This is a genomic window from Achromobacter sp. ISS7, assembly GCF_056523125.1.
Map to the genome: position 1 here is coordinate 4,764,220 of NZ_JAWRZD010000001.1, position 24,882 is coordinate 4,789,101.

Annotated in this window: 20 protein-coding genes; 12 read left to right on the forward strand and 8 right to left on the reverse strand. The window is 68.7% G+C overall.

The window, feature by feature from the left end; translation table 11 throughout:
* The first annotated feature begins 2 nt into the window (after positions 1-2).
* The 8 genes from bcsB to AC1HFW_RS21605 all read left to right on the forward strand — a co-directional run bounded on the left by bcsB (position 3) and on the right by AC1HFW_RS21605 (position 12,210).
* Positions 3-2,333 (forward strand): cellulose biosynthesis cyclic di-GMP-binding regulatory protein BcsB, encoded by a 2,331-nt coding sequence (bcsB, locus tag AC1HFW_RS21570; protein WP_479285180.1) that lies wholly within the window; start codon positions 3-5, stop codon positions 2,331-2,333.
* Complete coding sequence (bcsZ, locus tag AC1HFW_RS21575) at positions 2,333-3,556, forward strand: cellulose synthase complex periplasmic endoglucanase BcsZ (protein ID WP_479285181.1); 1,224 nt, start codon at positions 2,333-2,335, stop codon at positions 3,554-3,556. The genes bcsB and bcsZ overlap by 1 nt, the downstream gene beginning before the upstream one ends.
* On the forward strand, positions 3,547-7,512 hold the full coding sequence (locus tag AC1HFW_RS21580) for a cellulose biosynthesis protein BcsC (protein ID WP_479285182.1): 3,966 nt from the start codon (positions 3,547-3,549) through the stop codon (positions 7,510-7,512). Before bcsZ ends, AC1HFW_RS21580 begins: the two co-directional genes overlap by 10 nt.
* A 25-nt stretch (positions 7,513-7,537) precedes the next feature.
* Complete coding sequence (locus AC1HFW_RS21585) at positions 7,538-8,200, forward strand: SGNH/GDSL hydrolase family protein (protein ID WP_006392045.1); 663 nt, start codon at positions 7,538-7,540, stop codon at positions 8,198-8,200.
* A 32-nt stretch (positions 8,201-8,232) separates the two neighbouring features.
* Positions 8,233-8,907: a cell division protein FtsQ gene (locus AC1HFW_RS21590; protein WP_479285183.1), complete on the forward strand. Its 675-nt coding sequence runs from the start codon at positions 8,233-8,235 to the stop codon at positions 8,905-8,907.
* Between the two features lie 66 nt (positions 8,908-8,973).
* Complete coding sequence (locus AC1HFW_RS21595; protein ID WP_006392043.1) at positions 8,974-10,383, forward strand: MBOAT family O-acyltransferase; 1,410 nt, start codon at positions 8,974-8,976, stop codon at positions 10,381-10,383.
* Positions 10,384-10,394: 11 nt separating this feature from the next.
* On the forward strand, positions 10,395-11,537 hold the full coding sequence (locus AC1HFW_RS21600) for an alginate O-acetyltransferase AlgX-related protein (RefSeq protein ID WP_479285184.1): 1,143 nt from the start codon (positions 10,395-10,397) through the stop codon (positions 11,535-11,537).
* A gap of 124 nt (positions 11,538-11,661) precedes the next feature.
* Entirely contained in the window at positions 11,662-12,210 is a 549-nt protein-coding gene (locus tag AC1HFW_RS21605; RefSeq protein WP_479285185.1) for a hypothetical protein, read from the forward strand.
* On the opposite strand, the gene AC1HFW_RS21610 is transcribed toward AC1HFW_RS21605, so the two are convergent.
* Genes AC1HFW_RS21610 through AC1HFW_RS21635 form a run of 6 tightly spaced genes read right to left on the reverse strand, consistent with a single transcriptional unit; the run spans position 12,207 to position 17,907 of the window.
* Positions 12,207-13,271, reverse strand: a complete 1,065-nt coding sequence (locus AC1HFW_RS21610; protein WP_241073114.1) for a branched-chain amino acid ABC transporter permease — start codon at positions 13,269-13,271, stop codon at positions 12,207-12,209. The two genes, AC1HFW_RS21605 and AC1HFW_RS21610, sit on opposite strands and share 4 nt — an antisense overlap.
* Positions 13,272-13,282: 11 nt before the next feature.
* Positions 13,283-14,293, reverse strand: coding sequence for a branched-chain amino acid ABC transporter permease (locus AC1HFW_RS21615; protein ID WP_479285186.1), 1,011 nt, complete (start codon positions 14,291-14,293; stop codon positions 13,283-13,285).
* Positions 14,290-15,042: an ABC transporter ATP-binding protein gene (locus AC1HFW_RS21620; protein WP_479285187.1), complete on the reverse strand. Its 753-nt coding sequence runs from the start codon at positions 15,040-15,042 to the stop codon at positions 14,290-14,292. Before AC1HFW_RS21620 ends, AC1HFW_RS21615 begins: the two co-directional genes overlap by 4 nt.
* Positions 15,039-15,809, reverse strand: a complete 771-nt coding sequence (locus tag AC1HFW_RS21625) for an ABC transporter ATP-binding protein (RefSeq protein WP_238891094.1) — start codon at positions 15,807-15,809, stop codon at positions 15,039-15,041. Before AC1HFW_RS21625 ends, AC1HFW_RS21620 begins: the two co-directional genes overlap by 4 nt.
* A 12-nt stretch (positions 15,810-15,821) precedes the next feature.
* On the reverse strand, positions 15,822-16,994 hold the full coding sequence (locus AC1HFW_RS21630) for a substrate-binding domain-containing protein (RefSeq protein ID WP_479285188.1): 1,173 nt from the start codon (positions 16,992-16,994) through the stop codon (positions 15,822-15,824).
* A gap of 16 nt (positions 16,995-17,010) precedes the next feature.
* On the reverse strand, positions 17,011-17,907 hold the full coding sequence (locus AC1HFW_RS21635) for an alpha/beta fold hydrolase (protein ID WP_479285189.1): 897 nt from the start codon (positions 17,905-17,907) through the stop codon (positions 17,011-17,013).
* A 164-nt stretch (positions 17,908-18,071) separates the two neighbouring features.
* Between AC1HFW_RS21635 and AC1HFW_RS21640 the strand changes: the two genes are divergently transcribed.
* Positions 18,072-19,034 (forward strand): AraC-like ligand-binding domain-containing protein, encoded by a 963-nt coding sequence (locus tag AC1HFW_RS21640; RefSeq protein ID WP_479285190.1) that lies wholly within the window; start codon positions 18,072-18,074, stop codon positions 19,032-19,034.
* Between the two features lie 54 nt (positions 19,035-19,088).
* Here AC1HFW_RS21640 and AC1HFW_RS21645 read toward each other — a convergent pair whose 3' ends face one another.
* Together AC1HFW_RS21645 and AC1HFW_RS21650 are read right to left on the reverse strand one after the other, a co-directional pair.
* Positions 19,089-21,239, reverse strand: a complete 2,151-nt coding sequence (locus AC1HFW_RS21645; RefSeq protein WP_479285191.1) for a metallophosphoesterase — start codon at positions 21,237-21,239, stop codon at positions 19,089-19,091.
* A gap of 201 nt (positions 21,240-21,440) precedes the next feature.
* On the reverse strand, positions 21,441-22,868 hold the full coding sequence (locus AC1HFW_RS21650) for an NAD-dependent succinate-semialdehyde dehydrogenase (RefSeq protein ID WP_006392031.1): 1,428 nt from the start codon (positions 22,866-22,868) through the stop codon (positions 21,441-21,443).
* 186 nt (positions 22,869-23,054) lie between these two features.
* Between AC1HFW_RS21650 and AC1HFW_RS21655 the strand changes: the two genes are divergently transcribed.
* The 3 genes from AC1HFW_RS21655 to rplX all read left to right on the forward strand — a co-directional run bounded on the left by AC1HFW_RS21655 (position 23,055) and on the right by rplX (position 24,875).
* Positions 23,055-23,819, forward strand: a complete 765-nt coding sequence (locus AC1HFW_RS21655) for an aspartyl/asparaginyl beta-hydroxylase domain-containing protein (RefSeq protein ID WP_061072927.1) — start codon at positions 23,055-23,057, stop codon at positions 23,817-23,819.
* 355 nt (positions 23,820-24,174) lie between these two features.
* Positions 24,175-24,543, forward strand: coding sequence for a 50S ribosomal protein L14 (gene rplN, locus AC1HFW_RS21660; RefSeq protein WP_006216531.1), 369 nt, complete (start codon positions 24,175-24,177; stop codon positions 24,541-24,543).
* 11 nt (positions 24,544-24,554) lie between these two features.
* Positions 24,555-24,875: a 50S ribosomal protein L24 gene (gene rplX, locus AC1HFW_RS21665; protein ID WP_006389623.1), complete on the forward strand. Its 321-nt coding sequence runs from the start codon at positions 24,555-24,557 to the stop codon at positions 24,873-24,875.
* Positions 24,876-24,882: the final 7 nt, after the last annotated feature.

Genomic DNA, 24,882 nt, shown 5'->3' on the forward strand with positions numbered 1-24,882 from the left:
TCATGCATAAGAAAATCCGTTCGACCCAACCGCCGGCCGCGCAGGCGACGCCGTCCCGTTCGCCGCGCCGTCGTGGCCATGCGCTCGGCCGCGCATCGCTGGCGCTGCTGGCCGGCTGCTCGCTGCTGGCCAGCGCGGCCGAGGCGCCGGGCACCGTGCCGGCCGCCGCAGCGGCGCCGGCGCCGTTCGTGGCCGACCAGACCTACACCTTCAAGCAGCTCGGCGCGCAGTATCCGCTCAACCTGCGCGGCGTGGATGGCAGCAATACGCTGAACTTCAGCGTGCGCAACGACCGCGTGGTGACCGGCGCGCGGGTCGACCTGCGCTATGCCTATTCGCCCGCGCTGCTGTCCGACCTGTCGCACATCAACGTGCTGGTCAACGATGAGGTGGCCGCCACCATTCCGGTGCCGCGCGAGACCGCCGGCAGCAACCTGCGGCAGACCATCGAGATCCCGCCCTACCTGATCACGCCGTACAACGACCTGCGCCTGCAGCTGATCGGGCACTACACGCTGAACTGCGAAGACCCGCTGCATTCGAGCCTGTGGGCCAACATCAGCAACCTGAGCACGCTGGACCTGGCGACCGCGGCGCTGCCGCTGCCCAACGAGCTGGCCAATCTGCCGCTGCCGTTCTTCGATCGTCGCGACATGCGCAAGCTGGTGCTGCCGTTCGTGTTCCAGGCCGAGCCGGACAACGCCACGCTGGAAGCCGCCGGCGCGCTGTCCTCGTGGTTCGGCGGGCTGGCGGGTTATCGCGGCTCGGACTTCCCGGCCGCGGTGGCGCAGGTGCCCAGCCGCGGCAATGCCGTGGTGTTCGCGATGGGCGCGGCCACCGCCGGGTTGACCCAGGCCACCGTGAATGGCCCGACGCTGGCCATCGTCACCAATCCCAACGATCCGGAAGGCAAGCTGCTGCTGGTGCTGGGCCGCGACGGCAAGGACCTCAAGCAGGCCGCCGCCGCCCTGGCGCTTGGCAGCCAGACGCTGGCCGGCCAGTCGGCCGCCATCACGCGCCTGGCCGACGTCAAGCCGCGCCAGCCGTACGACGCGCCGCGCTGGCTGCGCACCGACCGCCCGGTGCGCTTTGGCGACCTGATCGACCCCAAGCGACTGAACGTGTCGGGCTTCAGCCCCGACACCATCCGCATCGACGTGCGCGTGCCGCCGGACCTGTTCGGCTGGCAGGAAAAGAAGGTGCCGATCGACCTGCGCTACCGCTACACGCCGCAGCCGACGTCGCTCAATTCCTCGCTGCTGTTCGGCGTCAACGGCGAGTTCGTCAAGTCGATGCCGCTGTTCGCGCTGGAACGCATCGAGGGCGGCGACAAGCTGCGCGCCGAAGTGCTGCCCGACGAGAGCCTGCCGATGCGCGCCCAGCTGGACGTGCCGCTGGACCTGCTGAAGGCCAATGGCCAGTTGCAGTTCCGCTACATGTACGACTACATCAAGCAGGGCGAGTGCCGCGACATCATCATCGACAACGTGCGCGGCATGATCGAGCCCGAGTCGACCATCGACCTGTCGGGATATCCGCATTTCATCGAAATGCCGGATCTGCGCGCGTTCGCGCAGGCGGGCTTCCCCTTCACCCGCATGGCCGACCTGTCGGAAACGGCCGTGGTGCTGGATGACCGCGCCAACGCGGCGGCCTATTCGGCCTACCTGAACGTGCTGGGTCGCCTGGGCGATGCCACGGGCTATCCGGCCACCGGCGTGACCGTGACGCGGGCGCAGCAGGCCAGCGGGCAGGCCGGCAAGGATCTGCTGGTGATCGCGGGCGACACCGCCAATCCGCTGCTCAAGACCTGGGCTCCGCACATTCCCGGCAGCTATGAATCGGGCGCGCACTTCGGCCTGTCGGACCTGATCTACCGCGTGACGGACTGGTTCCATGCCGATCCGCGCCTGGATCGGCGCGAGCCGCGCGTGGCCATGAGCTACACCGGCGAAGGCGTCAGCGCGATCGTGGCCGGTTTCGAATCGCCGCTGGCCGCCAAGCGCAGCGTGGTGCTGCTGGCCAGCAGCAAGCCCGACGGGCTGGACGCGGCCGTGGCCGCGCTGCGTGGCGGCGAAGGCTATGACAAGAGCGTGCAGGGCAGCCTGTCCGTGATCCGCGGCAAGCAGATCGACGCGCTGGTCGGCGACCAGACCTACACGCTGGGAGAATTGCCGCTACTCAAGCGCATCGACTGGTGGGTCTCGTCGCGGCTGCCGGGCTACACCCTGCTGCGCCTGGTGGTGATGGCGCTGGTCTGGCTGGTCGGCATCGCCGTGGCGCTGGCCGTGCTGCGCGCGCTGCTGCGCCGCCTGCGCAAGAAGGACGCCTGATGCATCCGGCCCGGCCCGCCCGCCGCCGTTCCGCCTGGCGCCAGCGTGCCCGGCGGGCGTTGCTGGCGCTCGGCCTGGCCGTGGCGGCGTCGGGCGCGGCGCGGGCCGCGCCGGCCTGCACGGCGGTGGCCTGGCCGGAGTGGTCGGCCTTCGTCAAGCACTTCGTGCAGCCCGACGGGCGCGTGGTGGATGCCAGCACGCCGCGCAAGATGAGCACCTCGGAAGGCCAGTCGTACGCCATGTTCTTCGCCCTGGTCGCCAATGACCGCGAGACCTTCGAGCGGCTGTGGCGCTGGAGCGTGGCCAATCTGGCGGGCGGCGACACCGCGCAGCGCCTGCCGGCGTGGTCCTGGGGCCAGCGCGACGACGGCGCCTGGGGCGTGCTCGACAGCAACGCGGCGTCGGATGCCGACCTGTGGTTCACCTATGCCTTGCTCGAAGCCGGCCGGCTCTGGCGCCAGCCGGCCTACACCCGCGACGCGCAGGCGTTGCTGGCCTTGATCGAGGGGCGCGAAGTGGTCCCGTTGCCCGGCCTGGGCAGCATGTTGCTGCCGGCGCCCGAGGGCTTCGCGCAGCCCGACCTGTGGCGCCTGAATCCGAGCTACCTGCCGGTGCCGGTGCTGCGCCGGCTGGCGCAGGCCTCGGCGAAGGGACCATGGAACCAGGTGGCCAACAATACGGTGCGGGTGATCCAGGCGACCACGCCCCAGGGGTACGTGGCCGATTGGGTCGCCTACCGCCGCGTGTCGGGCCAGGGCGGGGCGCTGGGCCAATACGAAAATGATCCGGTGCATGGCGCCAAGGGCAGCTACGATGCGATCCGCACGTACCTGTGGGCCGGCATGACGCCGGCCGGCGACCCGGCCGCCCGGCCGCTGCTGGCGGCGCTATCCGGCATGGCCACCGCCGTCGCCGCCACGGGCGTGCCGCCCGAGTCGGTCGATGTGGACAGCGGCCAGGCCCAGGGCCAGGGGCCGTTCGGTTTTTCGGCGGCCCTGTTGCCGTACTTCCAGGCGCGCGGGCAGAATGACCTGCTGCAGGGCCAGTTGCGGCGCGTGCGCGATGCCTGGGCCGCCAGCCAGAGCCCGGCGCGGCTGGCGGTTCAGCAGCCACCTTATTACGATTACGTACTCAGCCTGTTCGGGATGGGCTGGTTCGAGCAGCGTTACCGGTTCGGTGCCACCGGCCGTGTGTCATTGGAGTGGGAGAAGAAATGTCCTTGAACCGCCACAAGCTGGCCATCGGCGTTCTGGCCGCCCTGATGCACCAGAGTGGCTGGGCGCAACCGGCCGCCACCGCTTCGCTGCTGGAGCAGGGACGCTACTGGCAGAACCAGGGCGATGCCAAGCGCGCCGCGCAGGCCTGGGAAAAGCTGCTGCTGTCCGATCCGTCGCAGCAGGAGGCGATGTACGGCCTGGGGCTGGCGGCGGTGCGCGAGAAGCGCCTGGACGACGCCCAGGGCTACCTGACCCGGCTCAAGCAGCTCAACGCCAACGGCACCTTCACCAAGCGCCTGCAGCAGGATATCGGCCTGGCTGGCGGCACCGCCGCGGCCGACCTGGACCGCGCCCGCATGCTGGCGGCCTCGGGCGAGATCGACAAGGCGATGCAAGCCTACGACCAGGCCCTGCAAGGCCGCGAGCCGCAGGGCGAGATCGCGCTCGAGTACTACAGCTTCCTCGGCTATACGGACAAGGGCCTGTCGCGCGCCATCACCGGCCTGCAGCGGCTTTCGCGCGAAATGCCCGGCAATCCGAATGTCCAGCTGGCCCTGGCCAAGCACCTGATCCGCGACGAAGACCGGCGCGCCGAAGGCGTGCGCATGCTGGCGCAGCTGGCGCAGCGCAAGGACGTCGGCGCCGACGCCGCCGAAAGCTGGCGCGCCGGCCTGATCTGGCTGGGCGCGCCCAACGCCAGCGAGAAGCCCCTGTTCGAGGCCTATCTGGCGGCGCACCCGGACGACAAGGAAGTGCGCGCGGTCTACGAGAATCCGTCGGCCAAACGCGGCGCGCCGGCGCCGGTCTGGCGCCAGGATGCGCGCCTGGCGCGTGGTTTCGCGGCCCTGAAGAATGGCGACCTGGCCGCGGCCGAGGCCGCGTTCCAGGAAAAGCTGAGCGCCACCCCCAACGACCCCGACGCCCTGGGCGGCCTGGGGCTGGTGCGCATGCAGCAGGACCGCAACGCCGAGGCCCAGGAACTGCTGTCGCGCGCGGCGGCCCGTCCCGGCGCCGGGCGCAACTGGACCCGCGCCCTCGCCGGGGTGCGCTACTGGAACCTGCTGGACCAGGCCGAGGCGGCGCGCCAGCGCGGCGACAGCGACGGCGCGCGCAAGCTGCTGGAACAGGCCATCCGCCTGGACGGCAACGCCACCGGCGCCTACAACGCCATCGGCCGGGCCTATGCCAGCGCCGGCGACATGGCCAATGCCGAGAAGACCTATCGCTACGTGCTCGCCCGCCACAAGAATGATCCCGAGGCGGTCCGCGGCCTGGCCGACGTGCTGGCCCAGACCGGCCGCGCCGAAGAGGCCCTGCGGCTGGTCGATGCGCTGCCGGCGGGGCAGGCGGGCTATGTCAGCCGGCTGCGCGCCGCCGTCATGGCGGGCCAGGCGCGCGAGGCGGAAAAGCGCGGCGACACGGCCGGCGCGCGCCGCATGCTGGAAGACGCGCGCAGGACCGACCCGCGCAATCCCTGGACCACCTACGAGCTGGCGCGGCTGCTGCTGCGCGGCGGCGAATCGGTCCGCGCGCAACAGATCATGGATGAAACGCTGCGCGCGCAGCCGGACTCGGCCGATGCGCTGCACGCCAGCGCACTGTTCGCGTCCGAACGCGGCGAATGGGGCCGCGCCTATGACACGCTGGCGCGCATTCCCGAGAACCGCCGCACCCCCGAAATCACGCGCTTCCAGCGCAACGTGTGGGTGCACGAGCAGGCGGCCCAGGCCGCGCGCCTGGCGCAGTCCGGTGACACGGCGCAGGCGCGCCAGCGCCTGGCCGGCCTGCAGGCCACGGCCGCCGGCGATCCCGAATTGCTGGGCGCCATCGCCCAGGCCTATATCGATGCGGGCGACACGCCGCAGGCGCTGGCCGTGATGCGGCCGCTGGTGAATGGAAGCCGTCCGGCGGGCCCGGATGTGCTGATCCCGTACGCCAGCGTGCTGCTCAAGAGCGGCGATGACGCGGGCACGGCAGCGGTGTTGCGCCAGGTGCAGAAGCTGCCCATGGACGCCGACCAGCATCGCAGTTTCCAGGACCTGGTCAGCCTGTACACCGTGCGCCAGGCCGAGGCCATGCGCCAGCGCGGCGACCTGGTGGCGGCCTACGACATCCTGCAGCCGGTGCTCAAGCGCCGGCCCGACGATCCCCTGGCCCAGGGCGCGCTGGCGCGCATGTACGTCGCCGCCGGCGACCGCGACAAGGCCCTGGCCATCTATCGCGGCCTGCAGGCGCGCGATCCCGACAACGCGCAGCTGCAGATCGCCGTGGCCGGCATCGCCGCCGAGGCCGACGACTGGCGTTCGGCCTCGGCGGCGATGGACAAGGCGCTGGCGCTGGCGCCGAACGATCCCGACGTGCTGGCCGGCGCGGCGCGCATCTACCGCTCGCGCGGCAAGACGTCGCGCGCCGCCGAGCTGTACCAGCAGGCCATCGCGGCCCAGCAGGCGCGCGGCGGCGGCACCATGATGGCCAGCGCCGCGGCGCCCGGCGGCAATGCCGACGGCAATCCGTTCGTCGGCCTGCCGGGCCAGCGGTCGCGCTCCACCCGCGCGGCGCAGGTCATGGGCGAGGCCCTGAACGACCCGCAGGCCGCCACCTATGGCGCCGGCTATGGCGCGGGCTACGGCGCCAGCTATGACGGCGCGCCCACGACGTCGCGCCAGGAACCCTACGTCATCGCCGGCGCGCAGGATTCGCGCGCCGCCGCCAACGCGCCCGCGGGTGGCGCGGCCTATGGCGGCGGGCGCGGCGCGGTGGCGCCCTCCTTGCAGCAGGAGCTCGACGAGGTCAGGCAGGAACGCAGCGCCGAGGTCCGAGTGGGCGACTTCGTCCGTTCCAACAATGGCGAGGCCGGCATGAGCAAGCTGACCGAGATCGACTCTGCGGTCGAGGCCCTGATTCCGGCCGGCGATGGCAAGATCTCGCTGCGCGCGACTGCTGTGATGTTGGACGCCGGTCGCCTCGGCGATGGCTACGCCAGCAACAGCCGCTTCGGTGGCGGGCCGGTGGCCGCCCAGGCGCAGCAACTGGGGCTGGTGGGCGATGCCGGCAAGCAGCGCGATACAGGCGTGGGCCTGTCGGTCGGCTACACCATGCAGGGCCTGAGCGCCGACATCGGCACCACGCCGCTGGGCTTCGAGTATTCGAACGTGGTCGGCGGCGTGCGCCTGAACGGCCCCATCGACCGCGGCGCGGGCACCTGGTACAGCGTGGACCTGTCGCGCCGCGCGGTGACCGACAGCCTGTTGTCGTTCGCCGGCGCGCGCGACGACCGCACCGGCCAGCGCTGGGGCGCGGTCACGGCCACCGGCGTGGGCGGCCAGATCGGTATGGACAACAAGGACTACGGCGTCTACGCCTACGGTTCGTGGCGCAGCCTGGACGGCCACAATGTCGAGTCCAACAGCCGCACCGAGGTCGGCACCGGCATCTACTGGAACCTGACGCGCGAAACCGACCGCATGCTGACGGCCGGCCTGAACCTGGGCGCCATCTTCTACGACAACAACCAGCGCTTTTTCACCTACGGCCACGGCGGCTATTTCAGTCCGCAGCAGTTCTACGCGCTGAGCGTGCCGGTGACGTGGGCGCAGCGCGATGGCCGCTTTACCTACAAGCTGCAAGGCTCGGTCGGCCTGCGTCATTTCAAGGAAGACGGCGCCGACTATTTCCCGACCAACGGCGGCATGCAGGCGGCGGCCAACACGGCCAATCGCGCCGTCTACGGCGCCTCGGCGACCTACGAGGGGCAGTCGCGCACCGGCGTGGGCTACAACCTGGCGGCCGCGGGCGAGTACCAGCTGTCGCCCAAGCTGTTCCTGGGCGGTTCGCTGGCGATGGACAACGCCACCGACTACCGCCAGTACGTCGGGGGGCTCTACCTGCGCTACGCGTTCTACCCGCAGACGCGCCCGCTGGACCTGCCGGTCAATCCCTATCAGTCGCCATACGCCCGCTAGGGACGATTCATCAAGGAGTATTGCCATGCTGACCTCTCTTTTTGCCGGAATGAGCATCCTGCTGATCGGCGACAGCCATCTGGCCGCGCCGGGCTACCTGATCACGACCCTGCAGGACGACCTGGTCAAGCAGGGCGCGGTGGTGCAGACCATCGGCGTGTGCGGCAGTAATGCCGGCGACTGGCTCAAGGCCACGCCCAGCACCTGCGGCGGCGCCGAGCGCCTGAACGGCGGCCAGATCGTGCTCAAGGGCAAGGACGCCAGCACCACGCCGGTGACCGACCTGATCGCCGCCAAGAAGCCCAACCTGGTGGTGATCGTGCTCGGCGACACCATGGCCGGCTACACCAATCCATCCTTTCCCAAGACCTGGGCCTGGCAGCAGACGACCGCGCTGACCAAGGCCATCTCGGGCACCGGCACGGCCTGCGTCTGGATCGGTCCCAGCTGGGGCACCGAGGGCGGCAAGTACAACAAGAATTTCGCGCGGGTCAAACAGGTGTCGGCCTTCCTGGGCAGCAACGTGGCGCCTTGCGCGTACATCGATTCGACCCAGTTCTCGACGCCCGGCCAGTGGCCCACCACCGACGGCCAGCACTACACCAACACCGGCTACAAGGCCTGGGGCGACGCCATTGCCAAGCAATTGGGCGACCTGCCGCAGGTCAAGGCGCTGCAGAAGAAATGACGCGCGCGATCCCCGCTACCAAAGGACCACGGATGAGCATCCTCCTGTCGCGCGGCATGGCCGCCCTGTCGTTCGCCCTGGCCGCCGGCGTTGCCGGCGCGGCGCAGATCCAGCTCTATGAAACCGGCCCGGCCGAGGACGCGTCGTTCGTGCGCTTCGTCAACGCCGGCGCCGAGCCGATGGCGGTGAGCGCCAAGGGATCGCAGGCGCGCATCCAGCTCGATGCCGCCCATCCCGCGTCGGATTTCATGCCGGTCAAGGCAGGCGCGAAGATGCAGGGCCTGCTCGAAAGCGCCGGCCGCAAGCAGGAGGTGGACATCTCGGTGCAACCGGGTGAATTCGCCTCGGTGGTCGGCCTGCCCGGCAAGGACGGCCTGCAGGCGCGCATCGTGCGCGAGCAGCCCGAGGACTTCAACGCGCTCAAGGTCTCGGTGGGTTTCTACAACCTCGACCCCGCGTGCGCCGACGCCGGCCTGCTGGCCGTGCCGCGCAATCTGGCGATGTTCGAGCACGTGGCCGAGGGCGCGGTCGCCCGGCGCCTGGTCAATCCCGTGTCCCTGAAGGTGCGCGCCAGCTGCGGCGGCCAGCCCGCGGGGCAGGAACTGGACCTGGGCGCGCTGCAGGCCGGCGACCGCCACACCGTGTTCCTGCTGCCGTCGGCGCAGGGTCCGCGCCTGCTGCACGCGGCGGACCAGACGGCCCGCTGATCCGGCCCATGACCGGCGGGGGCGCGGCCCCCGCTTCGATAACAATATCTCCGGCCACCTCCCGCCATGGTTTTCGCGTCCCTCGAATTCCTGACGCTGTTCCTGCCGCTGTTCCTCGTCGTCTACGCCCTGACGCCACAGCGCGCGCGCAACTTCGTGTTGCTGGTCGGCAGCTGGACCTTCTACAGCTGGCTCAAGCCCATCTACCTGTTGCTGCTGGTCGCGGTGACCGTGGTGGCGTGGGCCGGCGGCCTGATGCTGGAGCAGCTGCGCGCCGGCCATCGCCGCAAGGTGCTGCTGACCCTGCTGCTGGCGGCCAATGTGGCGGCGCTGTGCTGGTACAAGTACGCCAACATCCTGGTGACCACGTTCAACGACATCGCCGCCATGGCGGGCGCCGTGCCGCTGGCCTGGGAACGGGTGGCGCTGCCGGCGGGCCTGTCGTTCTTCGTGCTGCAGGCCATCTCCTATCTGGTGGACGTCTATCGCCAGGACGTGCGGGCCGAACGCAACTTCATCGACTTCGCCGCCTACAAGGCCATGTTCGGCCAGCTGATCGCCGGCCCCATCATCCGCTGGGCCTGGGTCGAGAAAGAGATCGCCCATCGCACCATGGATTGGCGCAATTTCTGCCTGGGCGCGAGGCGCTTCATGGTTGGCATGAGCATGAAGGTGCTGGTGGCCGATACGCTGGCGCCGGTGGTCGATGCCGCCTTCGCCCTGCGTTCACCGTCGCTGGCCGACGCCTGGATCGGCTGCGGCGCCTACACCCTGCAGCTGTTCTTCGACTTCGCCGGCTATAGCGCGATGGCCATCGGCCTGGGCCTGATGATGGGCTTTCACCTGCCGGAGAACTTCAACAACCCCTACCTGGCGCGCAGCATCCAGGACTTCTGGCGGCGCTGGCACCTGTCGCTGTCGAGCTGGATCCGCGACTACCTGTACATCCCCATGGGCGGCAATCGCCTGGGCGTGTGGAAGACCTACCGCAACCTGCTGCTGACCATGGGCATCGCCGGTCTCTGGCACGGCGGCGAAAGCTGGAACTTCCTGCTGTGGGGCCTGGCGCATGGGGCCGCCCTGGCCGTGGCCCGCGCCTGGGGCGGCAATGGCCTGCCGGCGCTGCCGGGCTGGCTGTCGCGCATCGCGACGCTGCTGTTCGTCATGCTGGCCTGGACCATCTTCCGCGCGGTCGACTTCCATGCCGCGCTGGCCATGTATCGCGGCCAGTTCGGCCTGAATGGCATCGGCCTGGGCGATTCGATGTCGTACGTGCTGCGGCCGACCCACTGGCTGGCCGCCGCGCTGGGCATTGTGTGCGTCATCCTGCCCGCATGGCAGCCGTGGTGGTCGGCGCGGCCGGCGGGCATGCTGCGCACGGCCTGGAGCGCGGTGTGGCCGGTCGCCGGCTTCCTGCTGGCCTACGCGCTGATCGCGGCGCGCGGCGCCGTGCCTTTCCTCTACTTCCAGTTCTGAGGCCGGAGACGATGAGCGTCCATCACGACACCCCGGCCCCGCCGCCCATAGCCCATGCCTCCGTGGCCAACCGCCGCGCCAGCCAGCTCGCCGGCGTGGCGCTGGTGCTCTTCATGGCCGGCGCCATGCTCAGCAACATCTGGTGGAGCCTGGACCACGACGTGCTGCCAGACGACACCTCGCTGCCGCGGGTACTCGATGGCGGCGTCACGCACGACCTGTCGTTGCGGCTGGCCGACATGACATTCAGCAGCGAGGCCGCGCGCCTGCAACGCGGCCTGGGCTGGCTGACGCTGGCCGACCTGGGTCCGCGGGTGCGGCGGGGCTGCGACGGCTGGCTGTTCCTGGGCGATGAACTGCAGCCGCATCCGGCCGCCCGCGAGAACCAGGCCGAGCGTGCCCGCATCGTGGTGTCGCTGCGCGACGCGCTGGCCGCGCGCGGCATCCAGCTGCTGGTGGCCGTGGTGCCGGACAAGAGCCGCATCGAGTCCGAGCGCCTGTGCGGCCTGCACCGGTCGGCGGGGTTCGAGGACCGGCTGTCGAGCTGGGTCGGCGTGCTGCGCGCGCAGGGCGTGGCGACGGTCGACCTGAGCGCCGCGCTGCGCGGCGTGCAACAGGACGCCTACTACCGCAACGATTCGCACTGGACCGAGGCCGGCGCCGGCGCGGCCGCCCGCGCGGTCGCCGCCCAGGTGCGCGCCAGCGGCGTCGCGCTGCAGGCGCCGCAGCGCTGGCGCGTCACCGCCCAGCCGCCCGCGCCGCGGCCCGGCGACCTGGTGCGGCTGGCCGGGGTCGATTGGCTGCCGCTGGCCTGGCAGCCGCGCGCCGAAGTGGTTGCGCTGCATACCTATGCGCCGGAGGCCGCCGCCTCGGCCGGCGATGCCGACGACCTGTTCGGCGACAGCGCCTTGCCGTCGCTGGCGCTAGTCGGCACCTCGTTCTCGCGTACTTCGGAGTTCCTGCCGCAGCTGTCGCAGGACCTCGGCGTGGCCGTCGGCAACTTCGCCCGCGATGGCGGCAAGTTCGGCGGCGCGGCGCAGGCGTACTTCAAGAGCCCGGCCTGGAAGCAGAGCCCGCCGCGCCTGCTGATCTGGGAGATGGACGAGCGCGACCTGGGCGCACCCCTGGCCGCCGAGGACCGCGTGGGCTTCTGAGCGCCACGGCGCCAGGGCCCGCCACAGGCCGGCCTGGCGGCGGGAAGTAATATGTGCGGATGCACGATCAGGCCGGCGCCGCTCAGCGCGCCCCGTCTCGTGTTCCTCAGAAGCGAAGGACATCATGCGAGGTTTCAGCAAGGCGCTCGCGCTCGGATTGCTGGCAGCAATGCCCGCGTGGGCGCAAGGGCAGGACGCGCGTCGAACCCCACCTCCGGCCGTGGCCGAGGGTTCCGCCGCCGCGACCCCGGCAAAGCCGGCGGGCAGCATCGCGCCCGCCACCGACCCCGCCGCGCTCGGCCGCAACATCCTGAACGCCGGCCCCGACCCGCGCGTGCGCCTGGATGGCTTGTCGCTCGACCACGCCGCCATCTTCGGCACCGACGACGAAGGCGAGCAGGCCGTGCTCGACAACGAACGCGCGTTGCAGGTGCAGCGCGATCAGTTGCAGGTGCTGGAACGTCTCCTGACGCAGAAGCCGGCCGCGGCGGACCCGTACCCGCCGGCGATGATTCCCCTGAACAGTGGCGCGCCGATGAACATGGCGCCGCTCGCCCCGACGCCTTCCGGATCGCAGCTGGGCGGCGCGGCGCAGCGTAGCGTCGACCAGATGCAGCGGCGCGTCAACGACCTGCGACGCGACGCCGACACGATGCGCCAGGGCGGACGCTAGGGCCGCGCCCGCTCCCGCAGCCGTCCGGCGATCCCGGTCGGGAAGTAATACACCGACAGCACGAACAGGATGCCCAGCCACAGCAGCCAGCGGTCCGGCTCGAACAGCAACGCCAGCGGCGCCACGCCGGCGACGGCGTCGTGGATCACGTGCAGCCCGTCCTGCAGATAGCTCTGCGCGAAAACGAACAGGCTGGCGCCGATCACCGCGCCGTACATCGTGCCCATGCCGCCGATCACCACCATCAGCAGGATATTGAGCATGATCTCGAACGACAGCGACGTGTCCGGCCCGTTGTAGCGCAGCCAGAGCGCGTACAGCGCGCCGGCCAGCGTGGCGAAGGCCGCCGCCAGCAGGTTCGACAGGCTGCGGTACAGCACCGTGCGGTAGCCGATGGCCTCGGCGCGGAAGGGGTTCTCGCGGATCGCCTGCAGCACGCGGCCGAACGGCGAATTGACGATGCGCAGCAGCATCAGGAACAGCACCACGCAGACCGCGGCGATCAGGTAGTAGGTGATGATGCGGCCATCGATGGTCACGCCGAACAGCGGCTCGGAGAACGGCCGGTAGGCCGGGCGCAGCATCTGCGGCACCTTGAAGTTCAGCCCGTCCTCGCCGCCGGTCAGGTCGGACAGCTGCGACACCAGCGTCTGGAACGCCGCCGCGACCGCCAGCGTGATCATGGCGTAGAAGATGGCGCGCACCCGCAGGCTGGCCAGTCCGATCACCAGCGCGAACACCAGCGAAACGGCCAGGCCGGCCGCCGTGCCCGCCAGCACCGACAGCCAGCTGGCGTCCATGCGCATGCTGGCGATGGCCACGCCGTAGGCGCCGATGCCGAAGAACATGGTGTGGGCGAAGCTGACGATGCCGGTGTAGCCCAGCAGCAGGTCATAGCTGGCGACCAGGATCACGAACACCAGGATCTTGGCCGCCACGGCCAGCGACTTGGGGCCGGGAAACAGGAAGGGCGCCGCGGCCAGCGCGAGGACGATGGCGACCAGCATGACCGCCAGCAGCGTGCTGCGCGGAGGATCGCCGGAAAGCAGGCGGAAGGACATGGGGGCGATTCCTAGCGATTCGTGACCGGGTACACGCCCTGCGGGCGCCACAGCAGGATGGCGACCATCAGCGCGATGTTCGAGAACAGCGCGGCCTTGGGCATCAGGAAGCCGGTGTAGTTGGCCATCAGCCCGACCAGCAGCGCACCGATCAGGCAGCCCACGGTCGAGCCCAGCCCGCCGATCATGATGACGATGAAGATCAGCACGTTCACCTGCGCGCCCAGCTGCGGCACGATGGACTGCTGGTACAGCCCCCACAGCACGCCGCCCAGGCCGGCCAGCATCGAGCCGGCCACGAACACGCCGACGAACAGGTGGCGGATGCGGTAGCCCAGACTCTCGACCATCTCGCGGTCCTCGACCCCGGCGCGGATCAGCAGGCCGAGCTTGGTGCGGTTGAGCAGCCACAGCATGCCGCCCAGCACCGCCAGGCCCACCACCAGCGCGACGATGCGGAATTTCTCGATGGCGGCGTCGCCGATCAGCAACGCGCCGCGCAGCGCTTCCGGCAACGGCAGCGACAGCGTCTGTGGCCCCCACAGCATCTTGATGATCTCTTCGCCGATGATCATGCCGCCCATGGTGATGAGGATCTGCTTGAGATGCTGGCCATAGACCGGCCGCACGATCACGCGCTCGAACGCCACGCCCACCGCGCCGGCCACCAGCATGCCGACGATCATGGCGGGCAGCACCGCCGCCAGGTTCAGCCACAGGCTGCCGGACTGGGTCCAGTCGGACATCGCGCCGAGCACCGTGGCCGCCATGTAGGCGCCGATGGCGATGAACAGGCCGTGGCCGAAGTTCAGCACGTCCATCAGGCCGAACACCAGCGTCATGCCGGACGCGACGATGAAGATGATCATGCCCATCGCCAGCCCGGCGAAGGTCAGCGTCACCCAGGTCGAGAAGGAACCGACCAGCGGCAGCGCGATGGCGGCCAGCCCCAGCACCAGCAGCACCGGGCGCAGGTCGGCGCGGGTCTGCGGCAGCGGCGTATCGATATCGGCGGCGCTCATTGGTGCGCTCCCAGCGACAGGCCCAGCAGGCGGGTCTGCAGCGCGTCGTCGTGCGCCAGTTCGGCCATGCCGCCGGCGTGCACCACGCGGCCGTTGTCCATGACCGCGACGTGGTCGCCCACCTGGCGCGCGAAATTGAAGTTCTGCTCCACCAGCAGGATGGTGGTGGAGGCCTGCTTGAGTTCGATGAAGGCGTCGATCATGTTCTGGATGATGGCGGGCGCCAGGCCCTTGCTGGGCTCGTCGACCAGCAGCAGGCGGCGCGGCTCGATGATGGCGCGCGCGACCGCGAGCATCTGCTTCTGGCCGCCCGACAGCTTGCCGGCGGGGTACAGCCAGAATTTCCTGAGCGCGGGAAAGAAGCCGAAGATCCACTCCAGCCGCGCGCTGTCCAGCTGCGCGGCGCTGCGCGCCTGGCGCGCGGCCAGCAGGATGTTCTCCTTCACCGACAGGTCGGCGAAGATGCCCATGTCCTCCGGCACGTAGGCGATGCCCTGGCGCGCCATGTCTGGCGGCGAGGTGCGCACGCCCGGGCCGCCGACCGCGGTGCCGTCAAAACCGATGTGGCCCTGCGTCGCCTTCCACAGGCCCATGATGGTGCGCAGCGTGGTGGTCTTGCCGGCGCCATTGCGGCCCAGCAGCATGGTGACGCCCGCGGCTGGCACCGACAGGTCCACGCCGTGCAGGATGTGGTACGCGCCGATGTGCGTGTGCACGTCCTTCAGTTCCAGCAAGGCGGCCGCGCTCATGTCGTCTTCTCCGGCAGGGCGGCGCCCAGGTAGGCCTGCTGCACGATCGGCGAGGCGATCACCTCGGCCGGTTCGCCGTCGGCCATCAGTTCGCCGTTGTGCAGCACCACGATGCGGTCCGCCAGTTCGCGCACCACGTCCATCTTGTGTTCCACCAGCAGGATCGTCTTGGACGCGTCGGCCTTGATCTCGCGGATCAGGTCCAGCACCACGGGCACGTCGTCCACGCTCATGCCGGCGGTGGGCTCGTCGAACATGAACACCTGCGGTTCCAGGGCGATCAGCATGGCGATCTCGAGCTTGCGCTGGTCGCCGTGCGGCAGGTCGGCCGCCGCCTGGTCGCGGCGGGCCGTCAGCCGGGTGCGGTCGAGCAGCGCGTCGGCGCGCGCCAGCAGCGCGCGGTCATCGTCCCAGGTGCGCCAGAAGCGGATCTGGCGCCAGCCCAGGCCCTGCTGGCGCGATTGCAGCGCCAGCCGCACGTTCTCGCGCACCGACAGGCGCGGGAACAGCTGCGTCAGCTGGAAGGCGCGCCCCAGGCCGGCATGCATGCGCGCCGGCGCCGACAGCCCCGTCAGGTCGCGGCCGTTCAGATGCACCGATCCGGCGCTGGCGCGCAGCTGCCCCGAGATCAGGTTGAAGTAGGTGGTCTTGCCCGCGCCGTTGGGCCCGACGATGGCCGTCAGGCTGCCCGGCGCGAAGCGGCAGCTCACCGCGTTGACGGCCACGTGGCCGCCGAAGCGGATCGTGAGCGATTGGGTTTCCAGCATGAAGGGCGCGGCTCAGCGTTTGTTCTGGATCGGCACCGCCATCTGGTCGGGCGTGATTTCCTTGACCAGGTCCTGCACCGGCCACGGCACCGAGGGGTCGTTCTTGATGCGGAAGTGGTACATCGACTGCATGGCCTGGTGGTCTTGCGGGCGGAAGGTCATCTTGCCCTTGGGCGTGTCGAAGCTCATGCCTTCCATCGTCTTGATGAGCGTGTCGGTGTCGCTCTTGCCGGCGCTCTTGTTCAGCGCGGTGACGATGGCGATGGCGGCGGACATGCCGCCCGCGGTGAAGAAGTCCGGCGGCTGGCCGTAGCGCTTCTGGTGCTCGGCCACCAGCCAGTCGTTGATCGGATTCTTGGGAATGCCGTAGTAGTAATAGGTCGCGCCTTCCATGCCGGCCAGCGACTTGAGCGGCGTCATCGCGGCCAGCGTGTTGCCGCCGGTGGCGATCTCGATGCCGAAGCGCTTCGGATCCAGGTCGGCGATCTTGAACGGATTGCCGGCGCCGGCCCACAGGATGAAGATGATCTTGCGGCCTGGCTTGTCCTTGAGCGCGTCGAACAGGCGCTGGGCGCCGGCGGTGAAATCGGTGGCGTTGGCCGGCAGGTATTCCTCGTGCACGATCCTGGCCTGCTTGAGCGCGCTCTTGAAGGCCTTGACGCCGTCGCGGCCGAACGCGTAGTCCTGCGCCAGCATGGCGATGGAGGTGTCCGGCTGGTCGAAGGCGACGGCGTTGGCGATGGCGTCCTGCGACGAGTTGCGGCCGGTGCGGAAGATGTACTTGTTCCACTTGTCGCCGGTGATCGAATCGGCGACCGCCGGTTCCACCAGCAGGATCTTCTCGTATTCCTCGGCGATCGGCAGCATGGCCAGCGCCACGCCCGACGAGGTCGGGCCCACCGCGATGTCGGCGTTGTCGTCGGCGTAGGCCGAGGCGAGCTGGGCGCGGGCGACGTCGGGCTTGCCCTGGTTGTCCTTCTCGATCACGCGGATCTTGCGGCCGGCCACCGTCATGGTGCCCTGCGTGGCGTATTCCAGGCCCAGCATCAGGCCATTGTGGGTCTGCTTGGCGTAGGCCTCCAGCGGCCCGGTCTTGTCGTAGACGTGCGCCACGACGAAGTCCTTGGCCGCGGCGGCGGAACTCAGGCACAGGCCGGCCAGCGCGGCGAGCAGGATGCGTTTCATGGGAGTCTCCTTGTTCCTAGAGGGCGCCGGCGGCTGCGTCGGCGGCCGGCGTGGCGAGAAATTGGCGGACGGCCTCGATCTGCGGCGCGACGTTCAGCGCCGGCGCGTGGCCGCAATCCGGAAAGTCGACGCGCTGGGCGCGCGGGCCGCGCCGCGTCATGGCCTCGGCGATCTCGGGCAGCAGCAGGTCCGAGTCGGCGCCGCGCAGCAGCAGCAGCGGCATGCGCAGCGTGTCGTATTCGTCCCAGCGCTCGTAGTCCGCCGGGTGATGATGGAGCTGGCCGACGATGGCCGGGTCGTAGTGCGCCGTGACGCGGCCGTCGGGCAGGCGGCGCACCGAGGTCTCGGCCATGCGGCGCCATTGCTCGTCGCTCTGCCAGCCATACGGCCTGTAGGCGGCGCGCAGCCAGGTTTCCAGTTCGGTCACGGTGTCGAAGGCTGGCGGGTTGCCGGCATAGGCCAGGATGCGGTCGACGGCTGGCCGCGGCAGCGACGGGCCGATGTCGTTGACCACCAGGTGCGAGATCCGGTCCCTGAGCGTGGTGGCCGCGGCGTACATGCCGGTGGCGCCGCCCATCGAGGTGCCGACCCAGCGCACGCGGTCCAGCGCCAGGCCGTCGAGAAGGGCGCGCGCCAGCCGGGCGTAGAAATCCAGCCGGTATTCGGCCACCGGATCGGGGCTCCATTGCGACAGGCCGCGGCCGATCGTGTCGGGGCAGATGATGCGGTAGTCGCCGGCCAGCGCCTGCGCCAGCTCGTCGAAGTCGCGGCCGGTACGGGCCAGGCCGTGCCACATGATGAGCGCGGGGGCGTCCGGACGGCCCCACTCGGTGTAATGCAGCTCGCGGCCTTCGCAGCGCAGATAGCGCGAAGCCGGTGTGTGGCGAGCGGCCTGTGCGGGCGCGTTGGCCATGCGTCTCCTCCCGGGTTGTCCAGGTTGTGTGCTTGTGGCGCTGACTATAGACTTGCGCCAGGCGTGGCCACAATGCGCCGGACCGCCCGTGGCAGGGTGAGTCAAGAATATGTAGACGCAGGGTCATGAGTCCCCGCCAACCCCGCGAACCAGGAGACCGCGCCATGTCCGACACGGAATTTGCCATTTCGGCCATTGCTGGCGCCGAGCGGTATGAGCAATGGTGCGCGGCCTTGTCGGACGCCTTCGGCCCGTTCGAGGTGCACCATGGCCAGCCGGGCCAGTTTGCCGGCCACCTGCGCTACGTGCGGCGCGCCAGCCTGCAATTCAACGACCTGCACTATCAGGGACAGAAGCTCGAACGCACCGCCGCCAATGTCTCGCGGCTGGACCAGGAGTTCTACACCTTCGGTGTCCCGCTGGCGGGGCCGCTGGCCGTGGTGCAACAGGGGCGCGAGTTCCAGGTCGAGCCCGGCTGCGTCTATCTGATGAACCAGAGCCTGCCGTACCAGGCCACCGCGCTCGGCACCGACGGCTACCGCAGCCTGAGCGTGTCGTTCCCGCGCAGCGCGCTGTTGCAGCGCGATTCACGTATCGGTCCCTTCTACACGCTGCGCTTCGGCGACGGTTCGCCGCGCGGCGCGATGCTGGCCAGCTACATGGACCACCTGTTCAAGGGCTTGGACGGCTGGTCGCCGGCCGAGGCGGCCGAGCTGGGCGAGCGGCTGATCGACCTGATCGTGCTGTTCCTGGTGCAGCCTGGGCAGGGCCATGCGTCGGAGGCGGACAGCAGCGTGACGATGGCGCATCGCCAGCGGGCCATGGCCTACATCCGCCAGCACCTGGCCGACCCGGCGCTGTCGCCGCAGCGGGTGGCGCAGGGCTGCGGCCTGTCGGTGGCCTACCTGCACCGCATCTTCCAGGCCGGCGACCTGTCGGTGGAAAGCTTCGTCTTCGACCAGCGCCTGGAGCGCTGCCGCGAACTGCTGTTGAACCCGGCCCAGCGGCACCGCGGCATCGCCGAGCTGGCGTACCAGGCCGGCTTTGCCCATCCCTCGCATTTCAGCCGGCTGTTCAAGCGCCGCTTCGGCCTGTCGCCACGCGAGTGGCGCGCCGGCCGGCAATGAAAAAGGCCCGCTCGCGCGGGCCTTGTCGCATCGGGCCCGCGGCCCGTGGTTCGATCAGAACGGCGACGGCGTGGTCGACAGGTTGACCAGGCTGTTGGTCTTCAGGTCCAGGCGGATGTGCTCGGACGGCAGGCCATCGGCCAGCTTCAGCATGATCGCCATCAGCGGCTTGAAGCGCGCCTTGAACATGTCGGCCGGCGTGTTGGCGTCGCTGACGCGGTCGCCATTCATCTGCATGCTGGCGTTGGTCTGGCTCAGCGCCTGGGCCAGCAGCTTGTACTGGTTGGCGCGCTGCGCCGGGATGTCGGCGTAGGCCAGGTCGCCGGCGTTGGCCAGGCGCACGAAGTCGCCCGCCATGTCCAGCGCCTTCCACTTGGCGAAGTCGGCCAGCTGCATGCCGTTGGCCTGCGCCAGCGCCTGGGCGCGGGCGGTGGCATCGGCCATGTCGCCGGCGAAGGCCGGGTTGCTGGCGGTCGGGCCGCCCGCGACGTACAGGCAGCCGAAGAACGCCGGCGTCAGCTGGGCGCGGTCACCGGTGTTCTGCAGTTCGCCCAGCGTCACCGACGTGCGCAGCTGCGACAGCACCAGCAGGTCGGCGCCGGTCAGCGGGCTCTTGACCAGCTCGCGCATTTCGCAGCGCCAGTCGTCGTTCAACAGGCGCAGGCGCACCAGTTCGCTCATGTAGCGATAGTTGAAGTCGCCGTAGTCCTTGGCATCCAGGATCGACACGTCCCAGCGCGGCGGCACGTTGTAGGCGTGCTCGGCGCGGTACAGGTCGAACAGTTCGTCAAAGCGCGGCACCTTGTCCAGGCGGATGGTCTGCAGCTCGATCTGGTCGGCGCCCTGCATCGTCATCAGCTTGTAGGCCGGCACGTAGGCCGCCATCGACGGCGCCTGGATGTTGAACAGCGCCTTGTCGCCGCCGTAGTTGCGCGACGCGGTGTCGTTGAAGTGCATGTGGCCGCCCACGTGCACCTTCAGGCCGGTGTCGGCCAGCGCGCGCGTGGTGTTCTCGGCCGGGCGGCGCACCATCTGCATCTTGTTGGCGCCCAGCAGCGCCTCGATGTCATCGGACGCGCCGTTGAAGAACTCGGTCATCGGGAAGTGGCTGAACGCCACCACCTGCTTGCCCTGCGCCTTGCCGCGCGCCACCACGTCGGCCAGCCACTTGATGACGTGCGCCTTGTGCGTGAGCATCTTGTTGTAGCCCTGGTCGCCCGAGCCGGTGAAGTCGTTGGGGCCGTTGCCCGTCGGCACGTAGACGTTGGCGTCGATGCCGACCAGCCACACGCCCTTGACCGGTTCGACCACGTACGAGGTGTCCGGCACCATCTTGCAGAAGGTGTAGTTGGCCGGCTTGTTCGGGCCGCCGGTGCCCTGCGCGCAGATCTCGTACTGGCGGTTGATCCAGCTGGCCTGCGACAGCGCGGTGTCGTAGCGGTAGTCCTCGTACTTGTAGCTGCTGTACGGGGTCTCGTAATACAGGTATTCGGGCTTGGGCATGAAGCCGTGCTGGGTCAGGGCTTCGGTGATGCCCCCGTAGCCCATGTGCAGCACTTCCTCGGTGCAGTAGGTGTCGCCCACGCGCGCCCAGTCGCCGGCATAGGGGGTGCTGCAGGCGGCGTTGCCGCCGCGGCTGTAGATCGGCTGCGAGAAGCCGATGTCGCCCGTCACCGGGTCCAGGCCCAGGTAGTCGCTCTTGCCGTTGGCCTGGTTGAAGGGCCGCACGGGGTCGTGGTTGCCGGGGGCGGCGAAGAACTGGATGCCGTGCTTGCGCGTGTACTCGTCCATGATCTTGACCAGGCCGCGCATGTGCACCGGCTGGCCGTCGTCGGAGAAGTCGCCGGGCAGGGCGATGTACTTCACGCCGCGCGCCACCGCGTCGTCCAGCGCGGCCAGGAAGGCGAAGTAGTTCTCGTTGAACAGGCGCGTCGACGTCAGCTGCGCATACATCGTGCGGATGGTGGCGTTGTCGCCGCGCTTGGGGTTCGGGATGCCCGGGAACGAGCCGTCCTTGAAGTCCGCGTAGATGTCGTGGAAATGGATGTCGGGCATGAACGCGACCTGGACTGCGGCCGGTTGCGTCACCGGCGTTTCGGCGGTCGGCGACTTGTCGTCGTCATCCTTGTCGCCGCCACAGGCGGCCAACAGACCCATGAGCGCGGCCGCGCCCAGCGCGCGCGCGCTTTGCTGATATCGATGCATTGTGCTTCTCTGGTTGGAACAAATTTTTCTTCAGGCGTGGTTTCCCTGTTCCTGGGAGGTGCCGCCCGCGAGTGAGGCGCAATCCTCGCTGCCCAGGATTACAGCAACATGAAAGAATGGCGCCAAAGTGAGAAACAAGCGCGCGGCGAGGGCAAAAAAAAAGCCCCTTGCGGGGCTTTTTCGGGGCTGATGCGACGGCGATCAGATGTGCGTGATGAACTTGGTGACCAGGTAGCCATCGAACGTTTCGAGGCCGCCTTCGCTGCCGATACCGCTGTCCTTGATGCCGCCAAACGGCGTCTCGGCCAGCGCGCTGCCGAAATGGTTGATGTTGACCATGCCGGCTTCCAGGCCGTTGGAGACCTTGGTGGCGGTCTGCAGCGAATTGGTGAAGACGTAGGAAGACAGGCCGAACGGCAGGCTGTTGGCGCGCGCCAGCACTTCATCGGTGTCGGTGAAGCGGACCACCGGCGCCACCGGGCCGAAGGGCTCTTCGGTCATCAGCATGGAGTTGTCGGGCAGGTCGGTCACGACCGTGGGGGCGAAGAAGAAGCCCTTGCGGTCCAGCGGGCCGCCGCCCACCACCACCTTGCCGCCGTGCTTCTTGGCGTCGTCGATGAAGGCGCTCATGGCGGGGACGCGGCGTTCGTGCGCGAGCGGGCCCATGTCGGTGCCGGCTTCCAGGCCGTCGCCGACCTTGATGTTCTTGAGCACTTCGGAGAAGCGCGCCAGGAACTGCTCGTAGGCGCCGTTCTGCACGTAGAAGCGGGTCGGCGACACGCACACCTGGCCAGCATTGCGGACCTTGAACTTGGCCAGCATGGTGGCGGCGCGGTCGATGTCGGCGTCGTCGAACACCAGCACCGGCGAGTGGCCGCCCAGTTCCATCGTGACGCGCTTCATGTGCGCGCCGGCCAGCGCGGCCAGCTGCTTGCCCACCGGCACGGAGCCGGTGAACGAGACCTTGCGCACGATCGGCGAACGGATCAGGTAGTCGGAGATCTTGGCCGGTTCGCCCCAGACGATGTTCAGGCAGCCCTTGGGCAGGCCGGCGTCGTGGAACATGCGGGCGATCGCCATGACGGCGCTGGGCGAGTCTTCCGGACCCTTCAGCACCACCGTGCAGCCGGCGCCGAGCGCGGCGGCGATCTTGCGGATGGCCTGGTTGTAGGGGAAGTTCCAGGGCGTGAAGGCGGCGCAGACGCCGATCGGCTCGCGCACCACGATCTGGCGCACGTCGGGGTTGCGCGGCGGGATCACGCGGCCGTAGATGCGGCGGCATTCCTCGGCGTGCCAGTCGGCGTGCTCGGCGCAGGAGGTGACTTCGCCGATGGCTTCGGCCAGCGGCTTGCCCTGGTCCAGCGTCATGTTGCGGCCGATTTCCTTGGCGCGCTCGCGCGACAGGGTGGCGACCTTGCGCAGGATGGCCGAACGATCCATGGGAGAAGATTTCTTCCAGGATTCGAACGCGCGCTGGGCGGCGGCTAGCGCACGGTCCAGATCCGCTTCGGTGGCGTGAGGCAGCTGGCCGAGCACTTCCAGCGTGGCCGGGTTGATGACGTCCTGGGTGCGCCTGCCCTCGCCGGCGACGAATTCGCCGTCGATATACAGCGCCAACTGTTCATACATGCCTGTCTTTCCTTGCGAAATAGGAGTGGGTAGCGATCGCAATCGCCCGTGCCAGTCTAAACCAGCTTGTCCGCCGCGGGGAGGTCCAATCCCCGCCGCCGGCTAGGAGCCAATGGCCGCCCCTTGCGCCCGGGTGGCGCCATGGACAAAATGATGCATCTTTGGCTGTCTATATAGATACCTACTGTGCAACCCGTCGATACGCGTCCGTCCAGCCAGCCCAGTGTCTATTCCCGCGTCTTTTTCCGTTTCATCGACTGGTTGCGCCACCGTATCGCGCTGGCCTCCCTGGTGGGTGACCACCCGATCTTCCAGAACAGCCAGTTCCCCTGGATCGCCCGCCTCGAGGCGCAGGCGCCCGCCATCCGCGCCGAACTGATGGCCCTGCTGGCCGAGCGCGAGCAGCTGCCGTCCTTCCATGAACTGTCCCCGGATGTCGGCATGATCACCTCCGACGACCAGTGGAAGACCTTCGTCTTCATGGGCTACGGCCTGCGCTCGGACCGCAACCTGGCGCGCTGCCCGGCCACGGCGCAGGCGCTGCGCGACATCCCGGGCCTGCGCACCGCGTTCTATTCCATCCTCGAACCGGGCAAACGCATTCCCCTGCACACTGGTCCTTACAACGGGGTGCTACGCCTGCACCTGGGGCTGCTGGTGCCCGAGCCGGCCGAGCGCTGCTGGATCGAGGTGGGCGGCGAGCGCTACCACTGGAAGGAAGGCGAGGCCGTGGTGTTCGACGATCTCTACCCGCACCAGGTGCACAACGACACGGATGGCACCCGGGCGGTGCTGTTCATCGACTTCGAGCGCCCCTGTCGGGCGCCGATCCGCTGGCTGAACCGGCTGGTGCTGATGGCGGCGCCGTTCACCGACGAGATCCGGCGTGGCAAGGCCAACCACGACGCCTGGGAGCGCGACTACTACCGAAATAAAACGGGGTCAGACTAAATCGGCCCCGGCAGGGTGGAAAAGAGACAGTTGTCCACAGGCACTGTCGCGTATTTGCTCACTCTCTCAACAAAGGCCTTGCGCTCAAAATCTAACCAGGATAGAATGGTCAGCTTTCCCAGATTGTCGATTGGCCAGGAACTAGCCGGGCCAACGTGTTGGGGGAATACCCGCAGGATTTCAACCCAGGGTCGTTGCGTTGCCACCAGTTGATGGCCTTCGAAGCGAAAGCTCGATGCGCCAGCCAACAATAAAGCAGGGCGGCTGACCTGACGGGACCAAAACTGGCAGGAATTGCAGTGTTCCCTTTTTTGGGGAAAACCGTATTTCCAGTTAAGTTGGAACAGGAAAAATCATGATCCAAATGCAGACCACGCTGGACGTGGCCGATAACACTGGTGCGCGTCATGTCATGTGCATTAAGGTGCTCGGTGGCTCCAAGCGCCGTTATGCCGGTATCGGCGACATCATCAAGGTGAGCGTCAAAGATGCGGCTCCGCGCGGACGCGTCAAGAAAGGCGAAATTTACAATGCCGTGGTGGTTCGTACCGCCAAGGGCGTGCGCCGTAAGGACGGTTCGCTGATTCGTTTCGGTGGCAATGCCGCCGTGTTGCTCAATGCCAAGCTGGAGCCCATCGGCACCCGCATCTTCGGACCCGTTACGCGTGAACTGCGTACCGAGAAGTTCATGAAGATCGTGTCGCTGGCCCCGGAAGTGCTGTAAGGAGCCCTACGATGAACAACATTCGTAAAGGCGACGAAGTCATCGTCCTGACCGGCCGCGACAAGAAGCGTCGCGGTACCGTGCTGGCGCGCGTCGATGCCGACCACGTCCTGGTCGAAGGCGTCAACGTCGTCAAGAAGCACGTGAAAGCCAACCCGATGGCCAACAACCCGGGTGGCATCGTCGAAAAGACCATGCCGATCCACATCTCGAATGTGGCGCTCTTCAACCCCGCTACCGGTCGTGGCGACCGCGTCGGCGTGCAAGAAGTCGAAGGCCGCAAGGTTCGCGTGTTCCGTTCCAATGGTGCCGTTGTCGGCGCCAAGGCGTAAGGGGCGA

Excerpts from the sequence above, each read along its gene's own strand:
- bcsB (WP_479285180.1), top strand. The coding sequence starts at position 3 with ATGCATAAGAAAATCCGTTCGACCCAACCGCCGGCCGCGCAGGCGACG.
- bcsZ (WP_479285181.1), top strand. The coding sequence starts at position 2,333 with ATGCATCCGGCCCGGCCCGCCCGCCGCCGTTCCGCCTGGCGCCAGCGT.
- AC1HFW_RS21580 (WP_479285182.1), top strand. The coding sequence starts at position 3,547 with ATGTCCTTGAACCGCCACAAGCTGGCCATCGGCGTTCTGGCCGCCCTG.
- AC1HFW_RS21585 (WP_006392045.1), top strand. The coding sequence starts at position 7,538 with ATGCTGACCTCTCTTTTTGCCGGAATGAGCATCCTGCTGATCGGCGAC.
- AC1HFW_RS21590 (WP_479285183.1), top strand. The coding sequence starts at position 8,233 with ATGAGCATCCTCCTGTCGCGCGGCATGGCCGCCCTGTCGTTCGCCCTG.
- AC1HFW_RS21595 (WP_006392043.1), top strand. The coding sequence starts at position 8,974 with ATGGTTTTCGCGTCCCTCGAATTCCTGACGCTGTTCCTGCCGCTGTTC.
- AC1HFW_RS21600 (WP_479285184.1), top strand. The coding sequence starts at position 10,395 with ATGAGCGTCCATCACGACACCCCGGCCCCGCCGCCCATAGCCCATGCC.
- AC1HFW_RS21605 (WP_479285185.1), top strand. The coding sequence starts at position 11,662 with ATGCGAGGTTTCAGCAAGGCGCTCGCGCTCGGATTGCTGGCAGCAATG.
- AC1HFW_RS21610 (WP_241073114.1), bottom strand. The coding sequence starts at position 13,271 with ATGTCCTTCCGCCTGCTTTCCGGCGATCCTCCGCGCAGCACGCTGCTG.
- AC1HFW_RS21615 (WP_479285186.1), bottom strand. The coding sequence starts at position 14,293 with ATGAGCGCCGCCGATATCGATACGCCGCTGCCGCAGACCCGCGCCGAC.
- AC1HFW_RS21620 (WP_479285187.1), bottom strand. The coding sequence starts at position 15,042 with ATGAGCGCGGCCGCCTTGCTGGAACTGAAGGACGTGCACACGCACATC.
- AC1HFW_RS21625 (WP_238891094.1), bottom strand. The coding sequence starts at position 15,809 with ATGCTGGAAACCCAATCGCTCACGATCCGCTTCGGCGGCCACGTGGCC.
- AC1HFW_RS21630 (WP_479285188.1), bottom strand. The coding sequence starts at position 16,994 with ATGAAACGCATCCTGCTCGCCGCGCTGGCCGGCCTGTGCCTGAGTTCC.
- AC1HFW_RS21635 (WP_479285189.1), bottom strand. The coding sequence starts at position 17,907 with ATGGCCAACGCGCCCGCACAGGCCGCTCGCCACACACCGGCTTCGCGC.
- AC1HFW_RS21640 (WP_479285190.1), top strand. The coding sequence starts at position 18,072 with ATGTCCGACACGGAATTTGCCATTTCGGCCATTGCTGGCGCCGAGCGG.
- AC1HFW_RS21645 (WP_479285191.1), bottom strand. The coding sequence starts at position 21,239 with ATGCATCGATATCAGCAAAGCGCGCGCGCGCTGGGCGCGGCCGCGCTC.
- AC1HFW_RS21650 (WP_006392031.1), bottom strand. The coding sequence starts at position 22,868 with ATGTATGAACAGTTGGCGCTGTATATCGACGGCGAATTCGTCGCCGGC.
- rplN (WP_006216531.1), top strand. The coding sequence starts at position 24,175 with ATGATCCAAATGCAGACCACGCTGGACGTGGCCGATAACACTGGTGCG.
- rplX (WP_006389623.1), top strand. The coding sequence starts at position 24,555 with ATGAACAACATTCGTAAAGGCGACGAAGTCATCGTCCTGACCGGCCGC.